Annotated in this window: 18 protein-coding genes; 5 read left to right on the plus strand and 13 right to left on the minus strand. The window is 67.5% G+C overall.

What is annotated here, in order from left to right; genetic code table 11:
- Window positions 1–5: 5 nt before the first annotated feature.
- Complete coding sequence (locus ACSDHM_RS01840; protein ID WP_111008017.1) at window positions 6–560, minus strand: cob(I)yrinic acid a,c-diamide adenosyltransferase; 555 nt, start codon at window positions 558–560, stop codon at window positions 6–8.
- Window positions 561–568: 8 nt separating this feature from the next.
- Entirely contained in the window at window positions 569–1,153 is a 585-nt protein-coding gene (locus tag ACSDHM_RS01845) for a hypothetical protein (RefSeq protein WP_069139530.1), read from the minus strand.
- A 109-nt stretch (window positions 1,154–1,262) separates the two neighbouring features.
- On the opposite strand from ACSDHM_RS01845, the gene ubiH reads away from it, so the two are divergent.
- Both ubiH and ACSDHM_RS01855 read left to right on the plus strand, forming a co-directional pair.
- Entirely contained in the window at window positions 1,263–2,471 is a 1,209-nt protein-coding gene (gene ubiH / locus ACSDHM_RS01850) for a 2-octaprenyl-6-methoxyphenyl hydroxylase (protein ID WP_439426605.1), read from the plus strand.
- Complete coding sequence (locus tag ACSDHM_RS01855) at window positions 2,468–3,649, plus strand: UbiH/UbiF family hydroxylase (RefSeq protein WP_088496055.1); 1,182 nt, start codon at window positions 2,468–2,470, stop codon at window positions 3,647–3,649. The genes ubiH and ACSDHM_RS01855 overlap by 4 nt, the downstream gene beginning before the upstream one ends.
- A gap of 174 nt (window positions 3,650–3,823) precedes the next feature.
- Here ACSDHM_RS01855 and ACSDHM_RS01860 read toward each other — a convergent pair whose 3' ends face one another.
- The 6 genes from ACSDHM_RS01860 to ACSDHM_RS01885 all read right to left on the minus strand — a co-directional run bounded on the left by ACSDHM_RS01860 (window position 3,824) and on the right by ACSDHM_RS01885 (window position 9,212).
- Window positions 3,824–4,222 carry a hypothetical protein gene (locus ACSDHM_RS01860; protein ID WP_072167892.1) on the minus strand — a complete coding sequence of 133 codons (399 nt, stop codon included), beginning with the start codon at window positions 4,220–4,222 and terminating at the stop codon, window positions 3,824–3,826.
- A 64-nt stretch (window positions 4,223–4,286) separates the two neighbouring features.
- Window positions 4,287–5,354: a 23S rRNA (cytidine(2498)-2'-O)-methyltransferase RlmM gene (gene rlmM / locus ACSDHM_RS01865; protein WP_088496053.1), complete on the minus strand. Its 1,068-nt coding sequence runs from the start codon at window positions 5,352–5,354 to the stop codon at window positions 4,287–4,289.
- The gene (locus ACSDHM_RS01870; RefSeq protein ID WP_005415358.1) at window positions 5,338–5,898 is read right to left on the minus strand and encodes a nucleoside deaminase; all 561 of its coding nucleotides are present in this window, start codon (window positions 5,896–5,898) and stop codon (window positions 5,338–5,340) included. Before ACSDHM_RS01870 ends, rlmM begins: the two co-directional genes overlap by 17 nt.
- Before the next feature lie 97 nt (window positions 5,899–5,995).
- The gene (locus tag ACSDHM_RS01875; RefSeq protein ID WP_439426606.1) at window positions 5,996–6,718 is read right to left on the minus strand and encodes a DUF6348 family protein; all 723 of its coding nucleotides are present in this window, start codon (window positions 6,716–6,718) and stop codon (window positions 5,996–5,998) included.
- 48 nt (window positions 6,719–6,766) lie between these two features.
- Complete coding sequence (locus tag ACSDHM_RS01880; protein WP_188241492.1) at window positions 6,767–7,420, minus strand: hypothetical protein; 654 nt, start codon at window positions 7,418–7,420, stop codon at window positions 6,767–6,769.
- Between the two features lie 43 nt (window positions 7,421–7,463).
- A complete protein-coding gene (locus tag ACSDHM_RS01885; protein ID WP_439426607.1) occupies window positions 7,464–9,212 on the minus strand; it encodes a glutamine--tRNA ligase/YqeY domain fusion protein in 1,749 nt (582 codons plus the stop codon).
- Between the two features lie 197 nt (window positions 9,213–9,409).
- Here ACSDHM_RS01885 and ACSDHM_RS01890 point away from each other — a divergent pair, with 197 nt between their 5' ends.
- Both ACSDHM_RS01890 and msrA read left to right on the plus strand, forming a co-directional pair.
- On the plus strand, window positions 9,410–9,673 hold the full coding sequence (locus ACSDHM_RS01890; protein WP_005415362.1) for a putative signal transducing protein: 264 nt from the start codon (window positions 9,410–9,412) through the stop codon (window positions 9,671–9,673).
- A gap of 30 nt (window positions 9,674–9,703) precedes the next feature.
- Window positions 9,704–10,369 (plus strand): peptide-methionine (S)-S-oxide reductase MsrA, encoded by a 666-nt coding sequence (gene msrA, locus ACSDHM_RS01895; protein WP_439426965.1) that lies wholly within the window; start codon window positions 9,704–9,706, stop codon window positions 10,367–10,369.
- 640 nt (window positions 10,370–11,009) lie between these two features.
- Here the strand turns inward: msrA and ACSDHM_RS01900 are convergent.
- The 5 genes from ACSDHM_RS01900 to ahpC form a co-directional block, all read right to left on the minus strand.
- Window positions 11,010–11,966, minus strand: a complete 957-nt coding sequence (locus ACSDHM_RS01900; protein ID WP_061480133.1) for a transaldolase — start codon at window positions 11,964–11,966, stop codon at window positions 11,010–11,012.
- Window positions 11,967–12,016: 50 nt separating this feature from the next.
- A complete protein-coding gene (gene rnk, locus ACSDHM_RS01905; protein ID WP_049414505.1) occupies window positions 12,017–12,421 on the minus strand; it encodes a nucleoside diphosphate kinase regulator in 405 nt (134 codons plus the stop codon).
- A gap of 123 nt (window positions 12,422–12,544) precedes the next feature.
- Window positions 12,545–13,507, minus strand: coding sequence for a LysR substrate-binding domain-containing protein (locus ACSDHM_RS01910; RefSeq protein ID WP_111008012.1), 963 nt, complete (start codon window positions 13,505–13,507; stop codon window positions 12,545–12,547).
- An 85-nt stretch (window positions 13,508–13,592) separates the two neighbouring features.
- On the minus strand, window positions 13,593–15,185 hold the full coding sequence (ahpF, locus tag ACSDHM_RS01915; protein WP_088497416.1) for an alkyl hydroperoxide reductase subunit F: 1,593 nt from the start codon (window positions 15,183–15,185) through the stop codon (window positions 13,593–13,595).
- A gap of 225 nt (window positions 15,186–15,410) precedes the next feature.
- Window positions 15,411–15,974 carry an alkyl hydroperoxide reductase subunit C gene (ahpC, locus tag ACSDHM_RS01920; protein WP_005408159.1) on the minus strand — a complete coding sequence of 188 codons (564 nt, stop codon included), beginning with the start codon at window positions 15,972–15,974 and terminating at the stop codon, window positions 15,411–15,413.
- A gap of 355 nt (window positions 15,975–16,329) precedes the next feature.
- Here ahpC and prmC point away from each other — a divergent pair, with 355 nt between their 5' ends.
- Window positions 16,330–17,187, plus strand: coding sequence for a peptide chain release factor N(5)-glutamine methyltransferase (prmC, locus tag ACSDHM_RS01925; protein WP_111008010.1), 858 nt, complete (start codon window positions 16,330–16,332; stop codon window positions 17,185–17,187).
- Window positions 17,188–17,235 lie beyond the last annotated feature (48 nt).

A 17,235-nucleotide genomic window follows, 5' to 3' on the forward strand; every position in this document is an offset into this window, starting at 1 on the left:
CCGACTCAGCGCTGGCGCTGCTGTGGCTGCCACAGCGCTTCGCCATGGCCGTCGGCGCGGGCCAGTACGCGGGACAGCACGAACAACAGGTCCGACAGCCGGTTGAGGTACTGCAACGCCTCGCTGCGCACGGCTTCGTGGCGGGCCAGGGTGACCGTCTCGCGCTCGGCGCGGCGGACGATGGTGCGGGCCAGGTGGCAGCGTGCGGCGGCCTCGCCACCGGCCGGCAGGATGAACTCCTTCAACATCGGCAGGTTGGCGTTGTAGTGGTCCAGCTGCTGTTCCAGTGCCGAGACATCGGCGGCGTGGATGGCGGCGTGGCCGGGGATGCACAGCTCGGCACCCAGGTCGAACAGTTGGTGCTGCAGATGCACCACCAGCGCGCGGACATCCTCGGGCAGCGCGGTGGCAAGCAGCAGGCCAAGCGCAGCGTTGGCTTCATCGACGGTGCCGTAGGACGCCACCCGGGCGTCGTCCTTGCCGACGCGCTGGCCGTCGCCGAGGCCGGTACTGCCGTCGTCGCCGGTGCGGGTATAGATGCGCGAGAGGCGATGACCCATGGCGCGGCTCAGTGCCGGATGTCGCGGCGGGCCTGCTGGAGCTTCAGTACCTGCTCCACGGCCAGCTGCAATGCCGCCGCCAGCGCCACGTAGATCGCGGTGGTGCGCAGGTAGGGGCCGAACCATTGTGCGTAGTTCTGCGCCCAGCCGGCCAGCGTCGGCTCGGCCACGTTGCGGGTGGTCCAGTAGAAACCGCCCTGCGCCAGCAGGTGGCAGACCGCCACCGAGGCCACCAGCAGCAGCGTACCCTTGGCCAGCACCGGCCAGCGTGCGCCCTGGTAGTTGCGGCCCAGCAGCATGCCGCCGGCCCACAGCGAGAAGTATGCCGGCAGCAGCAGCCAGTAACCCGGCGACACGCAGTAGTGCTGCCAGAAATCCAGGCCGCTGCTGCGGATCACGATCCAGTCCACCAGCACGGCGAACACCATCAACAGCGGAAACGCCCAGCGTGTCCACGTGGCCAGGTAGAAGCCACCGATGAAGAACACCGCCCAGGAGGCATCGGGGATCGCCGCGAAGTGGTTGACCCGGGTCGCCGCCAGCAACAGCACAAGGACGGACAGGACGAAGGCGCGGTTGGCGGTGGCGGACATGGCAGCGGGCCCGGAGCGGATTCAGGTTTCATTCTAGCCCGCCGCGCCGGTTGGCGCAGGTCGGGTGATGTTGGGTGTTCGGGCAGGGCGAGCGCGTATCATGAACATCATGAGTGAACGACATGACGTGCTGATCGTCGGTGGTGGCCTGGTCGGTGCCAGCCTGGCCATCGCCCTGGACCGCCTGGGCCGCGATGTGGGCCTGCTCGAGGCCAGCCCGGCCGGCGAGCTGCCGGCGGTATTCGACCAGCGCAACCTCAGTTTTGCCGCTGCCACGGTCAATGCGCTGACCGCGCTGGGGGTCATGCAGAAGCTGGCGATGGCGCCGGGCCCGATCCGCCGCATCCACGTCAGCCGCGCCGGCGATTTCGGCCGCGTGCAGCTGGAGGCTTCCGACTACGACCGGCCGTGGTTCGGCCAGGTGGTGGTGGCGCGGGACTTCGGCCAGGCGCTGGAAGCGCGCCTGCAGGAGCTGCCGCGGCTGCGGCGCTACCGGCCCATGCGCTTCCTGGGCCTGGGCGAGGTGGTCGATGGCTACCGCCAGGTGCGGGTGGCCGACGAGACCGGCGAACGCGTGCTGCAGGCCCGGCTGGTGGTGGGGGCCGATGGCACGACCAGTGGCGTGCGCGGCGCGCTCGGCATCGAGGTCGACCGCCATGATTTCCAGCAGACCCTGTTCGTGGCCCGCGTGCGCAGCCAGCGCGCGCCGGACGGCACCGCCTGGGAGCGCTTCACCGATACCGGCCCGACCGCCCTGCTGCCGCGTGGTGATCGCCACTTCGGCACCGTGCACGGTGTTGCGCGCGACCAGGCCGATGCGGTGATGGCGCTGGACGATGCGGCTTGGCTGCAACGCCTGCAGAACGCGATCGGCTGGCGCGCCGGCCGGCTGCTCGAATCCGGCCCGCGCAGTGCTTATCCGCTCATCCAGGTGCTGGCGCGCGCGTTGGCCGGAGAGCGCGCGGTGCTGCTCGGCAATGCCGCGCAGACCATCCATCCGCTGGGGGCGCAGGGCTTCAACCTGGGCCTGCGCGATGCGCTGACCCTGGCTGAACTGCTGGAGGATGCGCATGAGGATGCCGGCAGCGATGCACTGCTGCAGGCCTATGTCGTGCGCCGCGAAGAGGACCGCCGGCAGACGGTGGCGTTCTCCGGCGGGCTTGCGCGCCTGACCAGCAATCCGGCGCCGTTGATGCGGCCGCTGCGCAGCCTCGGCCTGGTGGCCGCGCAGCGCGCCTCGGTGCAATCGATGCTGGTCGGTGGTGCGATGGGCTTCCGCGGCGAGGTGCCGCGGCTGTGCCGTGGAGAAGCGGCATGAGCCGGCGCGCGCGTCTTGATGTGGCCATCATCGGCGGTGGCGTGGTCGGTGCCGCGTGTGCGCTGGCGCTGGCTGATGCTGGCCTGTCGGTGGCGCTGGTGGAAGGTCGCGAACCGGCGCCGTGGCAGGCCGCACAGCCGGACCTGCGCGTGTTCGCCTTCGCTGCCGACAACGTACAGCTGCTGAATCGTCTTGGTGTGTGGCCGGCGATCGCGCAGGCCCGTGCATGGCCCTACCGGCGCATGCAGGTGTGGGACGCTGCCGGTGGCGAGGATCTGCTGTTCGACGCCGATCGCTTCGGCCGTCGCGAACTGGGCTACATCGTCGAGAACGGGCTGCTGCAGGACCGCCTGTGGTCGGCGCTGCCGGCGGCGGGTGTGCAGCTGCACTGCCCGGCACGGGTGGACGCGCTGGAGCAGGACGAGGACGGCGTGCGCCTGCGCCTGGATGACGGGCGTCGCCTGGAAGCGGCGTTGGCGGTGGCCGCCGACGGCGCCGAATCGACCCTCCGCCAGCTGGCCGGGATCGAGGTGGAACGCCATGACTACCACCAGCGTGGCGTGGTGGCCTACGTGGACAGCGATCTTCCCAACCAGGCCACGGCCTGGCAGCGCTTTCTGCCAAGCGGGCCGCTGGCGTTGTTGCCGGTGGCCGAACGCCGCAGCTCGATCGTCTGGACCCTGCCCGAGGACGAGGCGGCGCGTGTTCTGGCGCTGGACGAGGACAGCTTCAACCGCGAACTGACCCGCGCCTTCGCGGCACGCCTGGGTGAGCTGCGGTTGGCCTCATCGCGTGCGGCATTCCCGCTGCGCCGCCAGCTGGCCCGTCACTACGTGGCCGGTCGTGTGCTGGCGTTGGGTGACGCGGCGCATGTGGTGCATCCGCTGGCCGGGCAGGGCGTGAACCTGGGGCTGCGTGATGTCGCCGCCCTGCAGCAGTGGCTGGCACCCTCGGCAGAGCGCCGCGGCCAACCGCGGCTGTCGCCGCAGCGCCTGCAGCGCTGGGCACGTGAACGGCGGAGCGACAACCACATCGCCGCCTACAGCTTCGATGCGATCAACCGCCTGTTCTCCAACGACGAAATGCACCTGACCCTGGCCCGGGGCCGTGCGCTGGGCTGCGTCGGCCGATGGCCGCCGCTGGTGCAGGCGTTCTGGAAGCGCGCCGCCGGCGTCTGACCGGAATTCAGACCGCACGACGCGACGGGCGTCGCTGGCGTGTTACCAACCACGGGACGCCGCTTTGGCACCTACCGATAGCGGATCGTGCGCGCGCCGTCGGTGATCAAAAAAGGGGACGGAGGGGATTAAGTCGTATGTGCACATACGACTTAATCCCCTCCGTCCCCTTTTTCAATCCACCAGCCAACCGGCCAGGTCTGCACGATCCAGCTTGCCGCGACGCTTCACGTCCAACGCATTGAACTCATCGGCCAGCGCCGGGTTGGCCTGTGCTTCCTCGCGGCTGATGAAACCGTCGCCATTCACGTCAAGGTCGCTGAAGCGGATGCGGTACTGGCCAACCACGCTGCTGGGTTCCAGCGAGCGCACGGTCACCTGTGCCTCGCCGGCCGGCTGCGGAATATCGACGCTGCCGGTGACGCGGCCGGCATCCAGGGGCTGCTGACGGATGGCGCCGCCGGTCGGGCCCAGCGGCTGGCTCTGCGCAGGGGTGGACGGACCATGCTGGGCCATCGCCGGTACCGAAGCCAGCAGGGTGGCCACCAGCACGGCGGAACGGGGAAGGTTCATGACAGGCTCCTTGCCAGAGGGTACCGGGAGCGTACTCCCGGCAACCTGTGCCGCCGATGACGGATCAGCGCAGCGGCGAGGCCAGCACGGTGATCTCTTCACGATCGTGATAGAGCTGCTTGGCGCGCACCACCAGCGGCTTGCCGGCCTGGTCCTGGAACAGGTCCAGGCACAGCCGGGTCTCGTCCCAGCGCTTCTTCATCGGCAGCTTCAGATTGAAGATCGCATGCCTGCACCAGCCCTCGCGGAACCAGGTGGCCATGCGTTCGGCGACGCGGCGCGGCTGCTCGACCATGTCGCAGACCATCCAGTCCAACGGTTGTTCCGGATGCCAGTGGAAGCCATCGGCGCGCAGGTGCTCGACCAGGCCGGTGTCCAGCACGTGCTGGCGCAGCGGGCCATTGTCGATGCTCAGCACGTGCATGTGCTGCCGGGTGAGCACCCAGGTCCAGCCACCTGGGGCGGCGCCAAGGTCGGCCGCGCGCATGCCGGGCTTGGCCAGCGTCTCGCGTTCTTCCGGCGTCAGCAGGGTCAGCAGCGCTTCGTCCAGCTTCAGCGCCGAACGCGAAGGCGCTTCGGGCAGCAGCTTCAGGCGCGGAATGCCCAGTGCCCACGGCGCGCTGTCGGCCGGGTCGGCCACGCAGACGAAGGCGTGGGTACCGTCGACGAACACCACATGCAGGCGCGGCAGGCGGGTGTTCGGCTTGTCGCTGAGCTTGCCGGCCTTGCGCAGCGCCGGGCGCAACGCGTTGCCGAAGGCACGCGCCAGCCCGGACAACGGCTTGCCAGCGTCGGAATCGGGATGCTCCACCCACAGGTCGCCGAAGCGCGGCGCATCGGCCAGCACCTCCAGCATCGGCGTGATGCGGTCGGCCGGATCCAGCTGTGGCAGCTCAGCGAGCACAACCAGCTTCTGCCGCGCGAAGATCAGTTCGCGCCAGCGCAGGCGCGGTGCCAGCGCCGCGGCCTCGTCGCACATGAACAGCACGTAGCCGTCATTGCGCTGGGTGCGCGCATAACCGGCGAAACCGGCTTCGCCGGCACGGAACTGCAGTTCGCCTGCCAGCTCGGGCTCGAAACCCTGCCGGCACAGGCACAGCAGGCCGATGCCGGTTTCAGTAACGGGCGCCATCGCTTTCCCCATAGGCACGCAGCACGCTGCGCGCGGCGTCGCGGTTCAGGCCCTGCACCACTTCGATGCCACGCTTGTTGAGCTCGCCGACCCAGTCGGCCGGCAGCGGGCCTTCGTCGAACGGGGTCAGTTCTTCGACGTCGGCTGCACTGGCACCGATCAGCAGGCGGTCGATGCCCGCCCATACGGTGGCGCCGTAGCACTGGCAGCATGGCTGCGAACTGGTGGCCAGGGTGACCGGCGACAGCACCGCGTTCAGGCGCGGGGTCTGCAGGCGCTGCTGGGCCAGCATGTAGGCCATGTTCTCGGCATGCGCCAGCGAAGTGGCGTGCGGCATCACCCGGTTCACGCCGGCGGCGATCACCTTGTCATCCGGGCCGAACACCACGGCGCCGAACGGGCCGCCACTGGCGTGCTCGACGTTCAACCGCGACAGCTCGATCGCCAGCGCGACCTTGGCCTCATCGCCCGGATATCGACGATCCAGGTCGATCTGGTCGTGGATCCAGGCGGGAAGGGTCAGGTGGACTTGCGCGTACAGCATCGCGGGGGTGCCTCGTAGGGAATGGAAGAAGGTGCGGTTGCTTGGGAAACCGGCGCGCAGTGTAGCCGCACCGGCCTGTATCGGGTGTGGCGGTGGGTCAGCCGGGCGAGCCGGTGCGGATCACCACGTACTGCTTGCGGAACTCCAGCCCGGCCTGCGGCCAGCTGGCGGCATACGCGCGCAGCAATGGCAGGGCAGCGGCGAAGTCGTGGCCATTGACCCGGCAATCGGCCTCGCACAGGCCATCGGCATCGCGCGAGGCGAACAGGCGGATGGCCAGGAATGGGCGCGCTTTCAGCAGTTCGTCGAAGGCGTCCATGCTCCTGGTGAACAGGCAGCACGGACAGGACCCATGGTCGTCCTCGCTGCAGGTGCTGGCGTCCACCTCGTGCTCGCGGTAATGCGCCAGCGGACCCAGCACCACGGTGCGTTCGTGTTCATGGCCGTCATCGCCGGCCGGATAGGTCAGGCCCATCATCGGCAGGCCCTGTGCGTCTTCGGCGCCGATCGCGGTCTGCAGGGTCACCAGGTCCACCCGTGCCCAGGCCTGGAAGCCGGCCAGCAGCGATGCCTGTTCATCGGTACCGTTGGCGTGCTGGTACTCGAACAGGCCGTCAGCGAACAGCAGCGGATGCTGGCTTTCGATGACGGTGGAGGTCTGCCAGCCGCCGTTGTCGCGCGCGTATGCGGCCATCGCATGCGGGGTCAGGCGCAGTCCGCTGTCCAGCAGCAGCGCGTTGCCGTCGATGCGGCTGGCGACGCTGACGTCCTGCAGCGCCTGCTGCAGCAGTGGGAGGAGGGCGGTGGACGTCGTGGTCATGTCGGGCCTGTGGATGGATCGGGTGGAGCATCCAGGCCGGGCCTGGTGCTAGCGGTCGAGCGCGTCAAGTTCGGCGCGATAGCGCTGCGCGTCGGACTGCTGCTGCGGGTCGTTGCCGTGGTCGCGCAGCCAGCTTTCCAGCTCGCGGCGATAGTCCGCGCGGAAACCGGCATTGCCCGGGCTGAAGTGCAGCTTGCGCGCCGCCACCTCCACCCGCTCGCGCGCGCTGGCACGGGCTTGCGCGATGCCGTGCGGCGATTCGTTGGTGAGGATGACGAAGTTGCGTGGGAAGCCCGGCGTGTACTTCACGACGAACGGCTGGTCCTGCGCAGGGATACGGATGGCGTTCTCCAGCGGCCACAGCGAGGCGGTGTTGGTATGGAACACCACCTCCACGTCGCGGTCCTCGGCGGTGCGCAACACCGCTTCGTAACGCCAGATGTACTGTTCGTTGAGCGTGGAATTGGTTTCCTCGGCCTTCACGATCACGGCTTCACCGCGCTCGCCCACCGCATTGAGGAAAGTGGCGTTGAGGAAGCTGCCGAGGAAGATGTTGAGCATCGCCAGCGGAAACACCACGATGGCGTAGATCGGCGAGCGCCGCCACCACGAGACCAGCCCGGCCAGCACCATTGCTGCAAAGAACGTCAGCAGCGGATGCTGCGAGATGAACCAGAGCAGGGCGGACAGGGCGGTGATCATCGTCGGGGGTGTGCGGGCGCCATCCCGGCGCCCGCGCAGGTCCTCAGGCCGACCAGGTGTCGCGCAGGGTCACGCTGCGGTTGAACACCGGCTTGGCTTCGGTGTGATCGCGGCGGTCGGCGACGAAATAGCCGGTGCGCTCGAACTGGAACGACTGCTCCGGTGCGGCGCTGGCTGCGGCCGGCTCGACATAGCCGGTGACGGTACGGCGCGATTCCGGGTTCAGGTAGCCGCGGTAGGTCTTGCCTTCCGATTCGTCATCCGGGTTCGGCACCGAGAACAGGCGGTCGTACAGGCGGATCTCGGCCGGCACGCCGTGCACGGCGCTGACCCAGTGGATGGTGCCCTTGACCTTGCGGTTGGCGCCTTCCATGCCCGGACGCGATTCCGGATCGAGCCAGCCGCGCAGTTCGATGATGGTGCCGTCGGCATCCTTGATCACTTCGTCGCAGCGGATGATGCCGGCGCCACGCAGGCGCACTTCGCCGCCCGGCACCAGGCGCTTCCAGCCCTTCGGCGGCACTTCGGCGAAGTCCTCGCGATCGATCCACACTTCGCGGGCGAACGGAACTTCGCGGCTGCCGAAGCTCTCGTCCTTCGGGTGGTTGCTGAAGGTCAGCAGTTCTTCGTGGCCTTCCGGAAGGTTGGTCAGCACCAGCTTGACCGGATCGACCACCGCCATGCGGCGTGGTGCGGCGCTGTCGAGGTCCTCGCGCAGTGCGCCTTCCAGCACGCTGAAGTCGATCAGCGAATTCTGCTTGCTGATGCCCACGCGCTCGGCGAACAGGCGCATCGCGGCCGGGGTGTAGCCACGGCGGCGCAGGCCCTGCAGGGTCGGCATGCGCGGGTCTTCCCAGCCATCCACCAGCTGTTCGGTGACCAGCGCCATCAGCTTGCGCTTGCTCATCACCGTGTAGTTGATGTTCAGGCGCGAGAACTCGATCTGGCGCGGCTTGGCCGCTTCGCGTGGCAGCCCGGCATCGACCAGCGGCTGGGTCAGCGCGTCGTCATGGGCGAAATCGACGTTGTCCACGCACCAGTCGTACAGCGGGCGGTGGTCTTCGAATTCCAGCGTGCACAGCGAGTGGGTGATGCCCTCGATCGAATCACCCAGCGCATGGGCGAAGTCGTACATCGGGTAGATTGGCCACGCGTTGCCGGTGTTCTGGTGCTCGACGTGCTTGATGCGGTACAGCGCAGGATCGCGCAGGTTGATGTTGCCGCTGGCCATGTCGATCTTCGCGCGCAGGGTGCGCGCGCCATCCGGGAATTCACCGGCGCGCATGCGGCGGAACAGGTCGAGGTTTTCCTCGACGCTGCGGTCGCGCCACGGCGACGGGCGACCCGGCTCGGTCAGGGTGCCGCGGTAGGCGCGCACTTCTTCGGCCGACAGGTCGCAGACATAGGCCTTGCCCTGTTCGATCAGCTTCTCGGCGGCCAGGTAGTAGGCCTGGAAGTAGTCCGAGGCGTGGCGCAGTTCGTTCCACTCAAAGCCCAGCCAGCGCACGTCGTCCTGGATCGCGGCCACGTATTCCGGATCTTCCTTGGCCGGGTTGGTGTCGTCGAAGCGCAGGTTGCAGACGCCGCTGAACTCGCCGGCGATGCCGAAGTTCAGGCAGATCGACTTGGCATGACCGATGTGCAGGTAGCCGTTCGGCTCCGGCGGGAAGCGGGTCTTGATCGCCTGGTGCTTTCCGCTGGCCAGGTCCTCGCGCACGATCTGGCGGATGAAATCGCGCTTCTCGTGGCTGTCGGCGGGGGTCTCGGGGCTGGCAGGGGTGTGCTCGGACATGAGTCGGCGAAAAGAAAGGCAGAAAGACCAACAGTCTAGCGCGTACCGGGCAGAACTGCCGGGATTGCCGGCCAGCGGCCGGCAATACCCGGCGTCTTCCGGTAGTGCCGGCCGCTGGCCGGCAACTCTCGGGTCCCGCCCTCTCCACCATTCAGCCCCCAGGCGTATGCTGGACCCTTGCCCCGAGGAGCCGCCACATGCACATCGTGTACAAGGCCGACAACCTGTTCGACGCCCATCTGGTCAAGCACGCCCTGGAAGACGCCGGTATCCCCGCGTTCGTGTTCGGAGAGCAGTTGCTGGGCGGGATGGGCGAGCTGCCGCTGTTTGGCGTGTTGCGGGTCGGCATCCCCGATGCGGCGCGGCCGCAGGCCGAGGACATCGTAGCGGCGCTGGACTTGGGCCAGGCCCCGTCCGACCCCATTTCCGATGCAGACGACATTGCCGGCCTTCCGGCGTAGGAGCGCATCATGTTGGGAATTGGCCAGGGCATCCTCGGCATCGGCGCCTTCAAGCAGCGCCTGCCGCGCCCGGAAGAGGCGCTACCGGGGCGTGACCAACCACTGCCGCTGCACAGCAACCAGCACTTCGTGAACAGCCATCCGCTGAAGGACCGTTTCGCCGGCCTGCAGCAGATCCGCTTTGCGCTGGGCTGTTTCTGGGGCGCCGAGCGCAAGTTCTGGACCGAGCCGGGCGTGTACAGCACGTCGGTCGGCTATGCAGGCGGCATCACGCCGAACCCGAGCTATGAAGAGGTCTGCTCGGGCCTGACCGGCCACACCGAAGTGGTACAGGTGGTGTTCGACCCGGCGGTGGTGAGCCTGGAGCGGCTGCTGCAGCTGTTCTGGGAAAGCCACGATCCAACCCAGGGCATGCGTCAGGGCAACGACACCGGCACCCAGTACCGCTCGGCGATCCATGCCACCGACGAGGCCCAGTACAAGGCCGCGCTGGCCAGCCGCGAGGCCTACCAGGCGCAGCTGGCTGCGGCCGGCTACGGCCCGATCACCACCGAGATCGTGTACCCGGCACCGGCGTACTACTACGCCGAGGACTACCACCAGCAGTACCTGGCGAAGAATCCGAACGGCTACTGCGGCATCGGCGGCACCGGCGTGAGCTGCCCGATCGGGGTGGATGTGGAGGCGCCGCGCTGACGCGCGGTGGTCCGCCTGCGGCGGGCAACGTCAACATCAACATCAACAGCCAAAGCGGCTCTGGGTTGCTGATGGTTGGGCGGGACGGGGGCGGCTGGCAGGACACGCCGTAAACCCGTCCATGGGGGCTCGATGGCGCCATCCATGGCGCCAACGGTCCTGCCAGCCGCCCCCGTCCCACCTTCGACAGTTTCCCGGTGACGGTGGGCAAGAGCATGGGTTACTGACGAACTGAAGAAAAACAAAAAGGACGCGGCGTTTGCCGCGTCCTTTTTGTTTGATCCTGCAGTGCTTTCTGTAGAGCGGAGCCATGCTCCGCTCCAAGCAAGCGAAGCGCGCGACCCGCTGTTGCTCTTCTTTCCTTCTTCCGTGGCGGGCGGCCGCAGGAAACTGTCGAAGGCGGGGTGGGTAGGCCGTGCAGGGGCGTGAGCCGCATGGGCCCGAGGCATGCCTCGGGCGGGTTGGGCAGGACGCCCAACCCCGGTCTTGCCGTGTGCGCAGGACAGCGCACACGAGCAAGCGGCGGCCAAGCCTCCAGGGATGGATTCACGGCGTCTCCCGCGAACCCAACCCGCCCGACCCAGCACGGCTTTTGCTCTGAGCCCCCCGCCACGAGGGGCTCAGCCGTTGGCCGGAATCCTCACAGTGCCGCGCGGATCCGCTCGCGCAGCGCTTCCAGATCCTTGGCAAACGCATCGATGCCGGTCGCCAGCTTCTCGGTCGCCATCGGATCGGCCGCCAGATCCGCCGCGAACTTCGCCGCATCGATCGGTGTCACCGCCGTGCCATCGGCGGCGCCGGCCACCAGCTTGCGCGGCAGCTCGCCGTGGTCGGCGTCCAGCTTTTCCAGCAGGTCCGGCGAAATCGTCAGGCGGTCGCAGCCGGCCAGCGCTTCGATCTGCGCGGTCGAACGGAACGAGGCGCCCATCACCACCGTCGGCGAACCGCGACGCTTGAATTCGGCATACACGCCGCGCACGAACTTCACGCCCGGGTCTTCATCGATGGTGGCCGGGGCCTGGCCGTTGGCCACGTACCAGTCCAGGATGCGGCCGACGAACGGCGAGATCAGGAACGCCCCGGCTTCGCTGCAGGCCAGCGCCTGGGTCGGGTTGAAGATCAGCGTCAGGTTGCAGTCGATGCCCTCGGCCTGCAGGATGCGCGCGGCTTCCACGCCTTCCCAGGTCGCGGCGATCTTGATCAGGATCTTCTCGCGCGGCACGCCGGCGTCGGCGTACATCTGGATGAACTGGCGGGCCTTGGCCACGGTGGCAGCGGTGTCGTGAGCCAGGTCGGCATCCACCTCGGTGGACACCCGGCCCGGCACCAGCGTGCTCAGCAGCGCGCCGACGCCGATGGTCAGGCGGTCGGCCACGGCGTGCACCACGGCTTCGCGGTCGCCCGTCTGCTGGCGGCCCCAGGCCAGTTCGCGTTCGATCAGCTCGGCGTAGACCGGCAGGTCCAGCGCCTTCTTCACCAGGGTCGGGTTGGTGGTGCAGTCCACCGGCTGCAGGCGCTTGATCGCCTCGTAGTCACCGGTATCGGCAACAACCACGGACAGTTCGCGCAGCTGGGACAGTTTGGACGGGGTACTCATTACGGCTCCTGGGACAGGGGGATCGAATCGCGCGCGGTGCGCAGCGGTAATCAGGGGCGGTCGTTGTGGACCGCGGTCACGCGCAGGCGCAGCTTGCGGCCGCCGGGCGCGGTCCAGTCGATGCTCTGGCCGATCGAAAGGCCGAGCAGGGCACTGCCGACCGGGGCCAGCACGGAAACCTTGCCTTCATCGACGTTGGCTTCGCGGGGGAAGACCAGGGTCAGGACGTGCTTTTCGCCCGACACTTCATCTTCGCACTCCACGCGCGAATGCATCATGACGATGCCTTCGGGAATCTGGTCCGGTGCCAGCACGGTGGCCCGGTTGAGTTCTTCAGCAAGCGCGAGCGCGGCAGGCGTCTGGCTCAGCGCGGGAGATTCGAGCATGGCGTCCAGGCGGTCCATGTCGAAGGTAGAAACGGTGATCGACGGCGGCAGGCCGCTGGCGGTGTTCATGGTGACGCTCCTTGGTTGAAAGCCATGCAAAAGGCGGCACCTGCTGGCGCCGCCTGTCTGTATTGTGGGGACAAATGCGGCCGGAATCGACTCCTGCCGATTCCGGGCCGGTGCTGCAGGGGTTCAGCCGTTCAGCGCCGGGCCGGGCAGGGCCGGTGCATCGCTGCCGGCATCGAGCGCCTCCAGCGTGAACAGCGCCTGCGGCAGGCGCTTGAACTGGTCGGCCAGGTCCATCAGGAAGTCGTTCATGGCCGAGCTGCGGCGCCAGATCATGGCGATGCGGCGGCTGGGACGGCCTTCGCCGGTGAAGTCGAGCAGGCGGATGTTGTTCGAGCGCGGCACTGGCGGCTGCACCGACAGACTCGGCAGCAGGGTGATGCCGACGTCGGCGGCGACCATCTGCCGCAGCGTTTCCAGGCTGGTGGCGCGGAACTCGGACTTCTCGTTGGCGCCGAACAGGCGGCAGACTTCCAGCGCCTGGTCGCGCAGGCAATGGCCGTCCTCCAGCAGCAGCAGCTTCTGCGTGGCCAGTTCCTGCACGTCCAGGTGCTCGCGACGTGCCAGCGGGTGGCGACCGGAGACGGCCAGCAGGAACGGTTCCTCGAACAGGAACTCGGCATGCAGCTGTTCGTCGATCACCGGCAGCGCCAGCAATGCAGCGTCGAGCTTGCCTTCGCGCAGGCGGTCCAGCAGCACATCGCTCTTTTCCTCGACCAGCAGCAGTTCCAGCTCCGGGAAGCGCTCGCGGATGCGCGGGATCACATGCGGCAGCAGGTACGGGCCGAGGGTCGGGAAGATCCCCAGGCGCACCGTACCGGCTTCCGGATCGCGGCTGCGTCGCGCCGCTTCCTTCAGCTGTTCCACTTCGGACACGATCACCCGCGCCCGTGCGGCTGCTTCCTGGCCGGCCGGGGTCAGCATCACCTTGCGCGGTGCGCGTTCCACCAGCGGCAGGCCGAGCTCTTCCTCCAGCTTGCGGATCTGCGTGGACAACGTCGGCTGGCTGACAAAGCAGGACGCGGCAGCCCGGCCGAAATGCTTGTGGTCGGCCAGGGCTACCAGGTACTTCAGATCACGTAGGTTCATCCTTACACCCCAGGGGTAACGGACCGGCTGACGGCGTGGTTACCCGACAGGCAGACAATGTTCCCGGTGATCTGGGAACGGTGGATCAGGCCGCTTCAGCAACGGCACCGCTGCTGTTGCTCACCGACGAGCGGATCAGGTGGTCGAACGCACTCAGTGCGGCGGTCGAGCCGGCGCCCATGGCGATGATGATCTGCTTGTAGGGCACCGTCGTGCAATCGCCAGCAGCAAACACACCCGGCAGGTTGGTCTGGCCGCGGTCGTCGATGACGATCTCGCCGCGCGGCGACAGCGCCACCACATCCTTCAGCCACTCGGTGTTGGGCAGCAGGCCGATCTGCACGAAGATGCCTTCCAGCTCGACGCGGTGGGCATCGCCGCCGATGCGGTCCTTGTAGACCAGGCCGGTGACCTTGCTGCCGTCGCCGAGCACTTCGGTGGTCTGTGCGCTGGTCAGCACGGTGACGTTGCCCAGGCTGCGCAGCTTCTTCTGCAGCACTTCGTCGGCACGCAGGCTGGAATCGAACTCCAGCAGGGTTACATGCGACACGATGCCGGCCAGGTCGATGGCCGCTTCCACACCGGAGTTGCCGCCGCCGATCACCGCCACGCGCTTGCCCTTGAACAATGGACCATCGCAGTGCGGGCAGTAGGCCACGCCCTTGTTGCGGTACTGGTCCTCGCCCGGCACGTTCATCTGCCGCCAGCGCGCGCCGGTGGACAGGATCACCGAACGCGACTTCAGCACCGCGCCGTTCTCCAGCTGCACCTGCACCAGGCCGTCTTCGCCGGCCGGCACCAGCGCACTGGCGCGCTGCAGGTTCATGATGTCCACCTCGTACTCGCGCACGTGCTGCTCCAGCGCCGTGGCCAGCTTCGGGCCTTCGGTCTCCTTCACCGAGATAAAGTTCTCGATGGCCATCGTGTCCAGCACCTGGCCACCGAAACGCTCGGCGGCGATGCCGGTACGGATGCCCTTGCGCGCGGCGTAGATCGCCGCTGCAGCACCGGCCGGGCCACCGCCCACCACCAGCACGTCGAAGGCGTCCTTGGCGGCGATCTTCTCGGCATCGCGCTTGCTGGCATTGGTGTCCAGCTTGGCCACGATCTGCTCCAGGGTCATGCGGCCCTGGTCGAACACTTCACCGTTGAGGTACACGGTCGGCACCGACATGATCTCGCGCTTCTCGACTTCGTCCTGGAACAGGGCGCCATCGATGGCCACGTGCTGGATGCGCGGGTTGAGCACCGCGGCCAGGTTCAGCGCCTGCACCACGTCCGGGCAGTTCTGGCAGGACAGCGAGAAGTAGGTTTCGAACCTGTACTCGCCTTCCAGGTTCTGCACCTGCTCGATCAGCTCGGCGGTGGCCTTGGACGGGTGGCCGCCGACCTGCAGCAGGGCGAGCACCAGCGAGGTGAACTCGTGGCCCATCGGCAGGCCGGCGAAGGTCAGGTGGATGTCCTGGCCCGGCGTGCCCAGGTCGAAGGACGGCACGCGGCCCTGGCCATCGCGCAGGACCTGCAGCGTGATCTTGTCCGACAGGCTTTCCAGGGTCTGCAGCAGTTCCAGCATTTCCTGCGACTTGGCGCCGTCGTCGGCGTGCGCGGTGATCTGGATCGGGCGGGTCACGCGCTCCAGATAGGTCTTCAGCTGCGACTGCAGGTTGGCGTCCAACATCGGGTCATCTCCTGGCTTCAGGCAAACAGGGGGCGTGGCACCGCTGTAGAAGGTAGCGGACCAGCAGGGGGTAGGGGTGAACCCAAGACAGCGACCGTGGAAGGGGCTGGCTGGCCAAAGCTGGCGCGCGTTGGCTGTCTTGGGTTCACCCCCACGCCGGCGGGGGGACCGGCACGGGGATGAAGGGCGCGCCGTGGCGTGGGGCCACGGCAGGCCGGTACTGCCTTAGATCTTGCCGACCAGGTCCAGCGACGGGGTCAGGGTCTTCTCGCCTTCCTTCCACTTGGCCGGGCAGACCTGGTTCGGGTTGGCGGCGGTGAACTGGGCAGCCTTCAGCTTGCGCAGGGTCTCGGACACGTCACGGGCGATCTCGTTGGAGTGGATCTCCAGGGTCTTGATCACGCCTTCCGGGTTGATGATGAAGGTGCCGCGCAGGGCCAGGCCTTCTTCCGGAATGTGCACGCCGAAGGCGTTGGTCAGCTGGTGGGTCGGGTCGCCGACCAGCGGGAACTGGGCCTTGCCGACGGCCGGCGAGGTTTCGTGCCACACCTTGTGCGAGAAGTGGGTGTCGGTGGTGACGATGTAGACCTCGGCGCCGGCCTTCTTGAACTCGGCGTAGTGGTCGGCCGCGTCTTCGATCTCGGTCGGGCAGTTGAAGGTGAAGGCGGCCGGCATGAAGATCAGGACGGACCACTGGCCCTTCAGGCTGGCGTCGGAAACCTTGATGAACTCGCCGTTGTGGTAGGCGTTGGCTTCGAACGGCTGGATCTGGGTATTGATGAGGGACATCATTTTTCCTCTGGTGAAGGGGAGTGGGTGAATCGACAGGAGCTAGGTTACCCATTCGCTCGCGATAAGAACAATCCATTGATTGCATCTATTTGATAGATGTAGTCTATCAAAAGGCCGTGAGCCAGCACTGAACCATGCCGCTCCCATCCTGCAACTGCTTGTGTGGCAAGGAAAATTGCCCGGGATGTGTGAAGAGGGCTGATAGCCCCTCCTTATACCCTCTGGCGAAACCTGAACGGATTCCAGCTTTTTTGTAGCGTCGAGCCATGCTCGACGGTGGATCTGTAGAGCCGAGCCGATGCTCGGCTGTTCCAGCAGCAGCCGAGCATCGGCTCGGCTCTACAATTGAGACATGTCTTTCCAACCCGAACCCACTCTGCGTCAGGTCGTAGCCGACGCCAGTGCCCGCTTGGGCGGTGTCGACGCCCGCCACGAAGCCGAACTTCTGCTGCTGCATGTACTGGACCGCCCGCGCAGCTGGCTGTTCGCCCATGCCACCGATCCGCTGGCCGCCAATGACCAGGCCGCCTTCGAAGCCTTGCTGGCTCGCCGTGTGGCCGGTGAGCCGGTTGCCTACCTGACCGGGCGCCGCGGTTTCTGGACGCTGGACCTGGAGGTCGACCCGGCCACGCTGATCCCGCGCCCGGAAACCGAGCTGCTGGTCGAGTTGGCGCTGGAGCGACTGCCGCCGGACCAGGCGTTGCAGCTGGCCGACCTCGGTACCGGCAGCGGTGCGATCGCACTGGCACTGGCCAGCGAACGGCCCCGGGCACAGGTGCTGGCCACCGATGCCAGCCCGGGCGCGCTGGCCGTGGCCGCGCGCAATGCCGCCCGCCATGAACTGGACAACGTCCGTTTCGCCGAGGGCGGGCACGACTGGTATGCGCCGCTGCAGGGCGTGCGCTTCGACCTGATCGCCAGCAATCCGCCGTACATCGCCAGCAACGACCCGCACCTGGAACAGGGCGACCTGCGCTTCGAACCGTCTACCGCGCTGGCCTCGGGCATGGACGGCCTGGATGACATCCGCCGCATCGTCGAGGGTGGCCAGGCCCACCTGCGGCCCGGCGGTTGGTTGCTGATCGAGCACGGTTGGGACCAGGGCGCCGCGATCCGGGCACTGTTCGAGGCGACGGGATTTGCCGAGGTGCAGACCGTGCAGGACCTGGAGCAGCGCGACCGCATCACCCTGGGCCGGCGTCCGGCCTAGAATGGAGGTTCTCCTGCCCCGGCAGGGCATCACCCTGGAGCTGCAAGC

It is taken from the genome of Stenotrophomonas sp. T8 (assembly GCF_051853085.1).
In the GTDB taxonomy this organism is placed as follows: Bacteria; Pseudomonadota; Gammaproteobacteria; order Xanthomonadales; family Xanthomonadaceae; genus Stenotrophomonas; species Stenotrophomonas sepilia.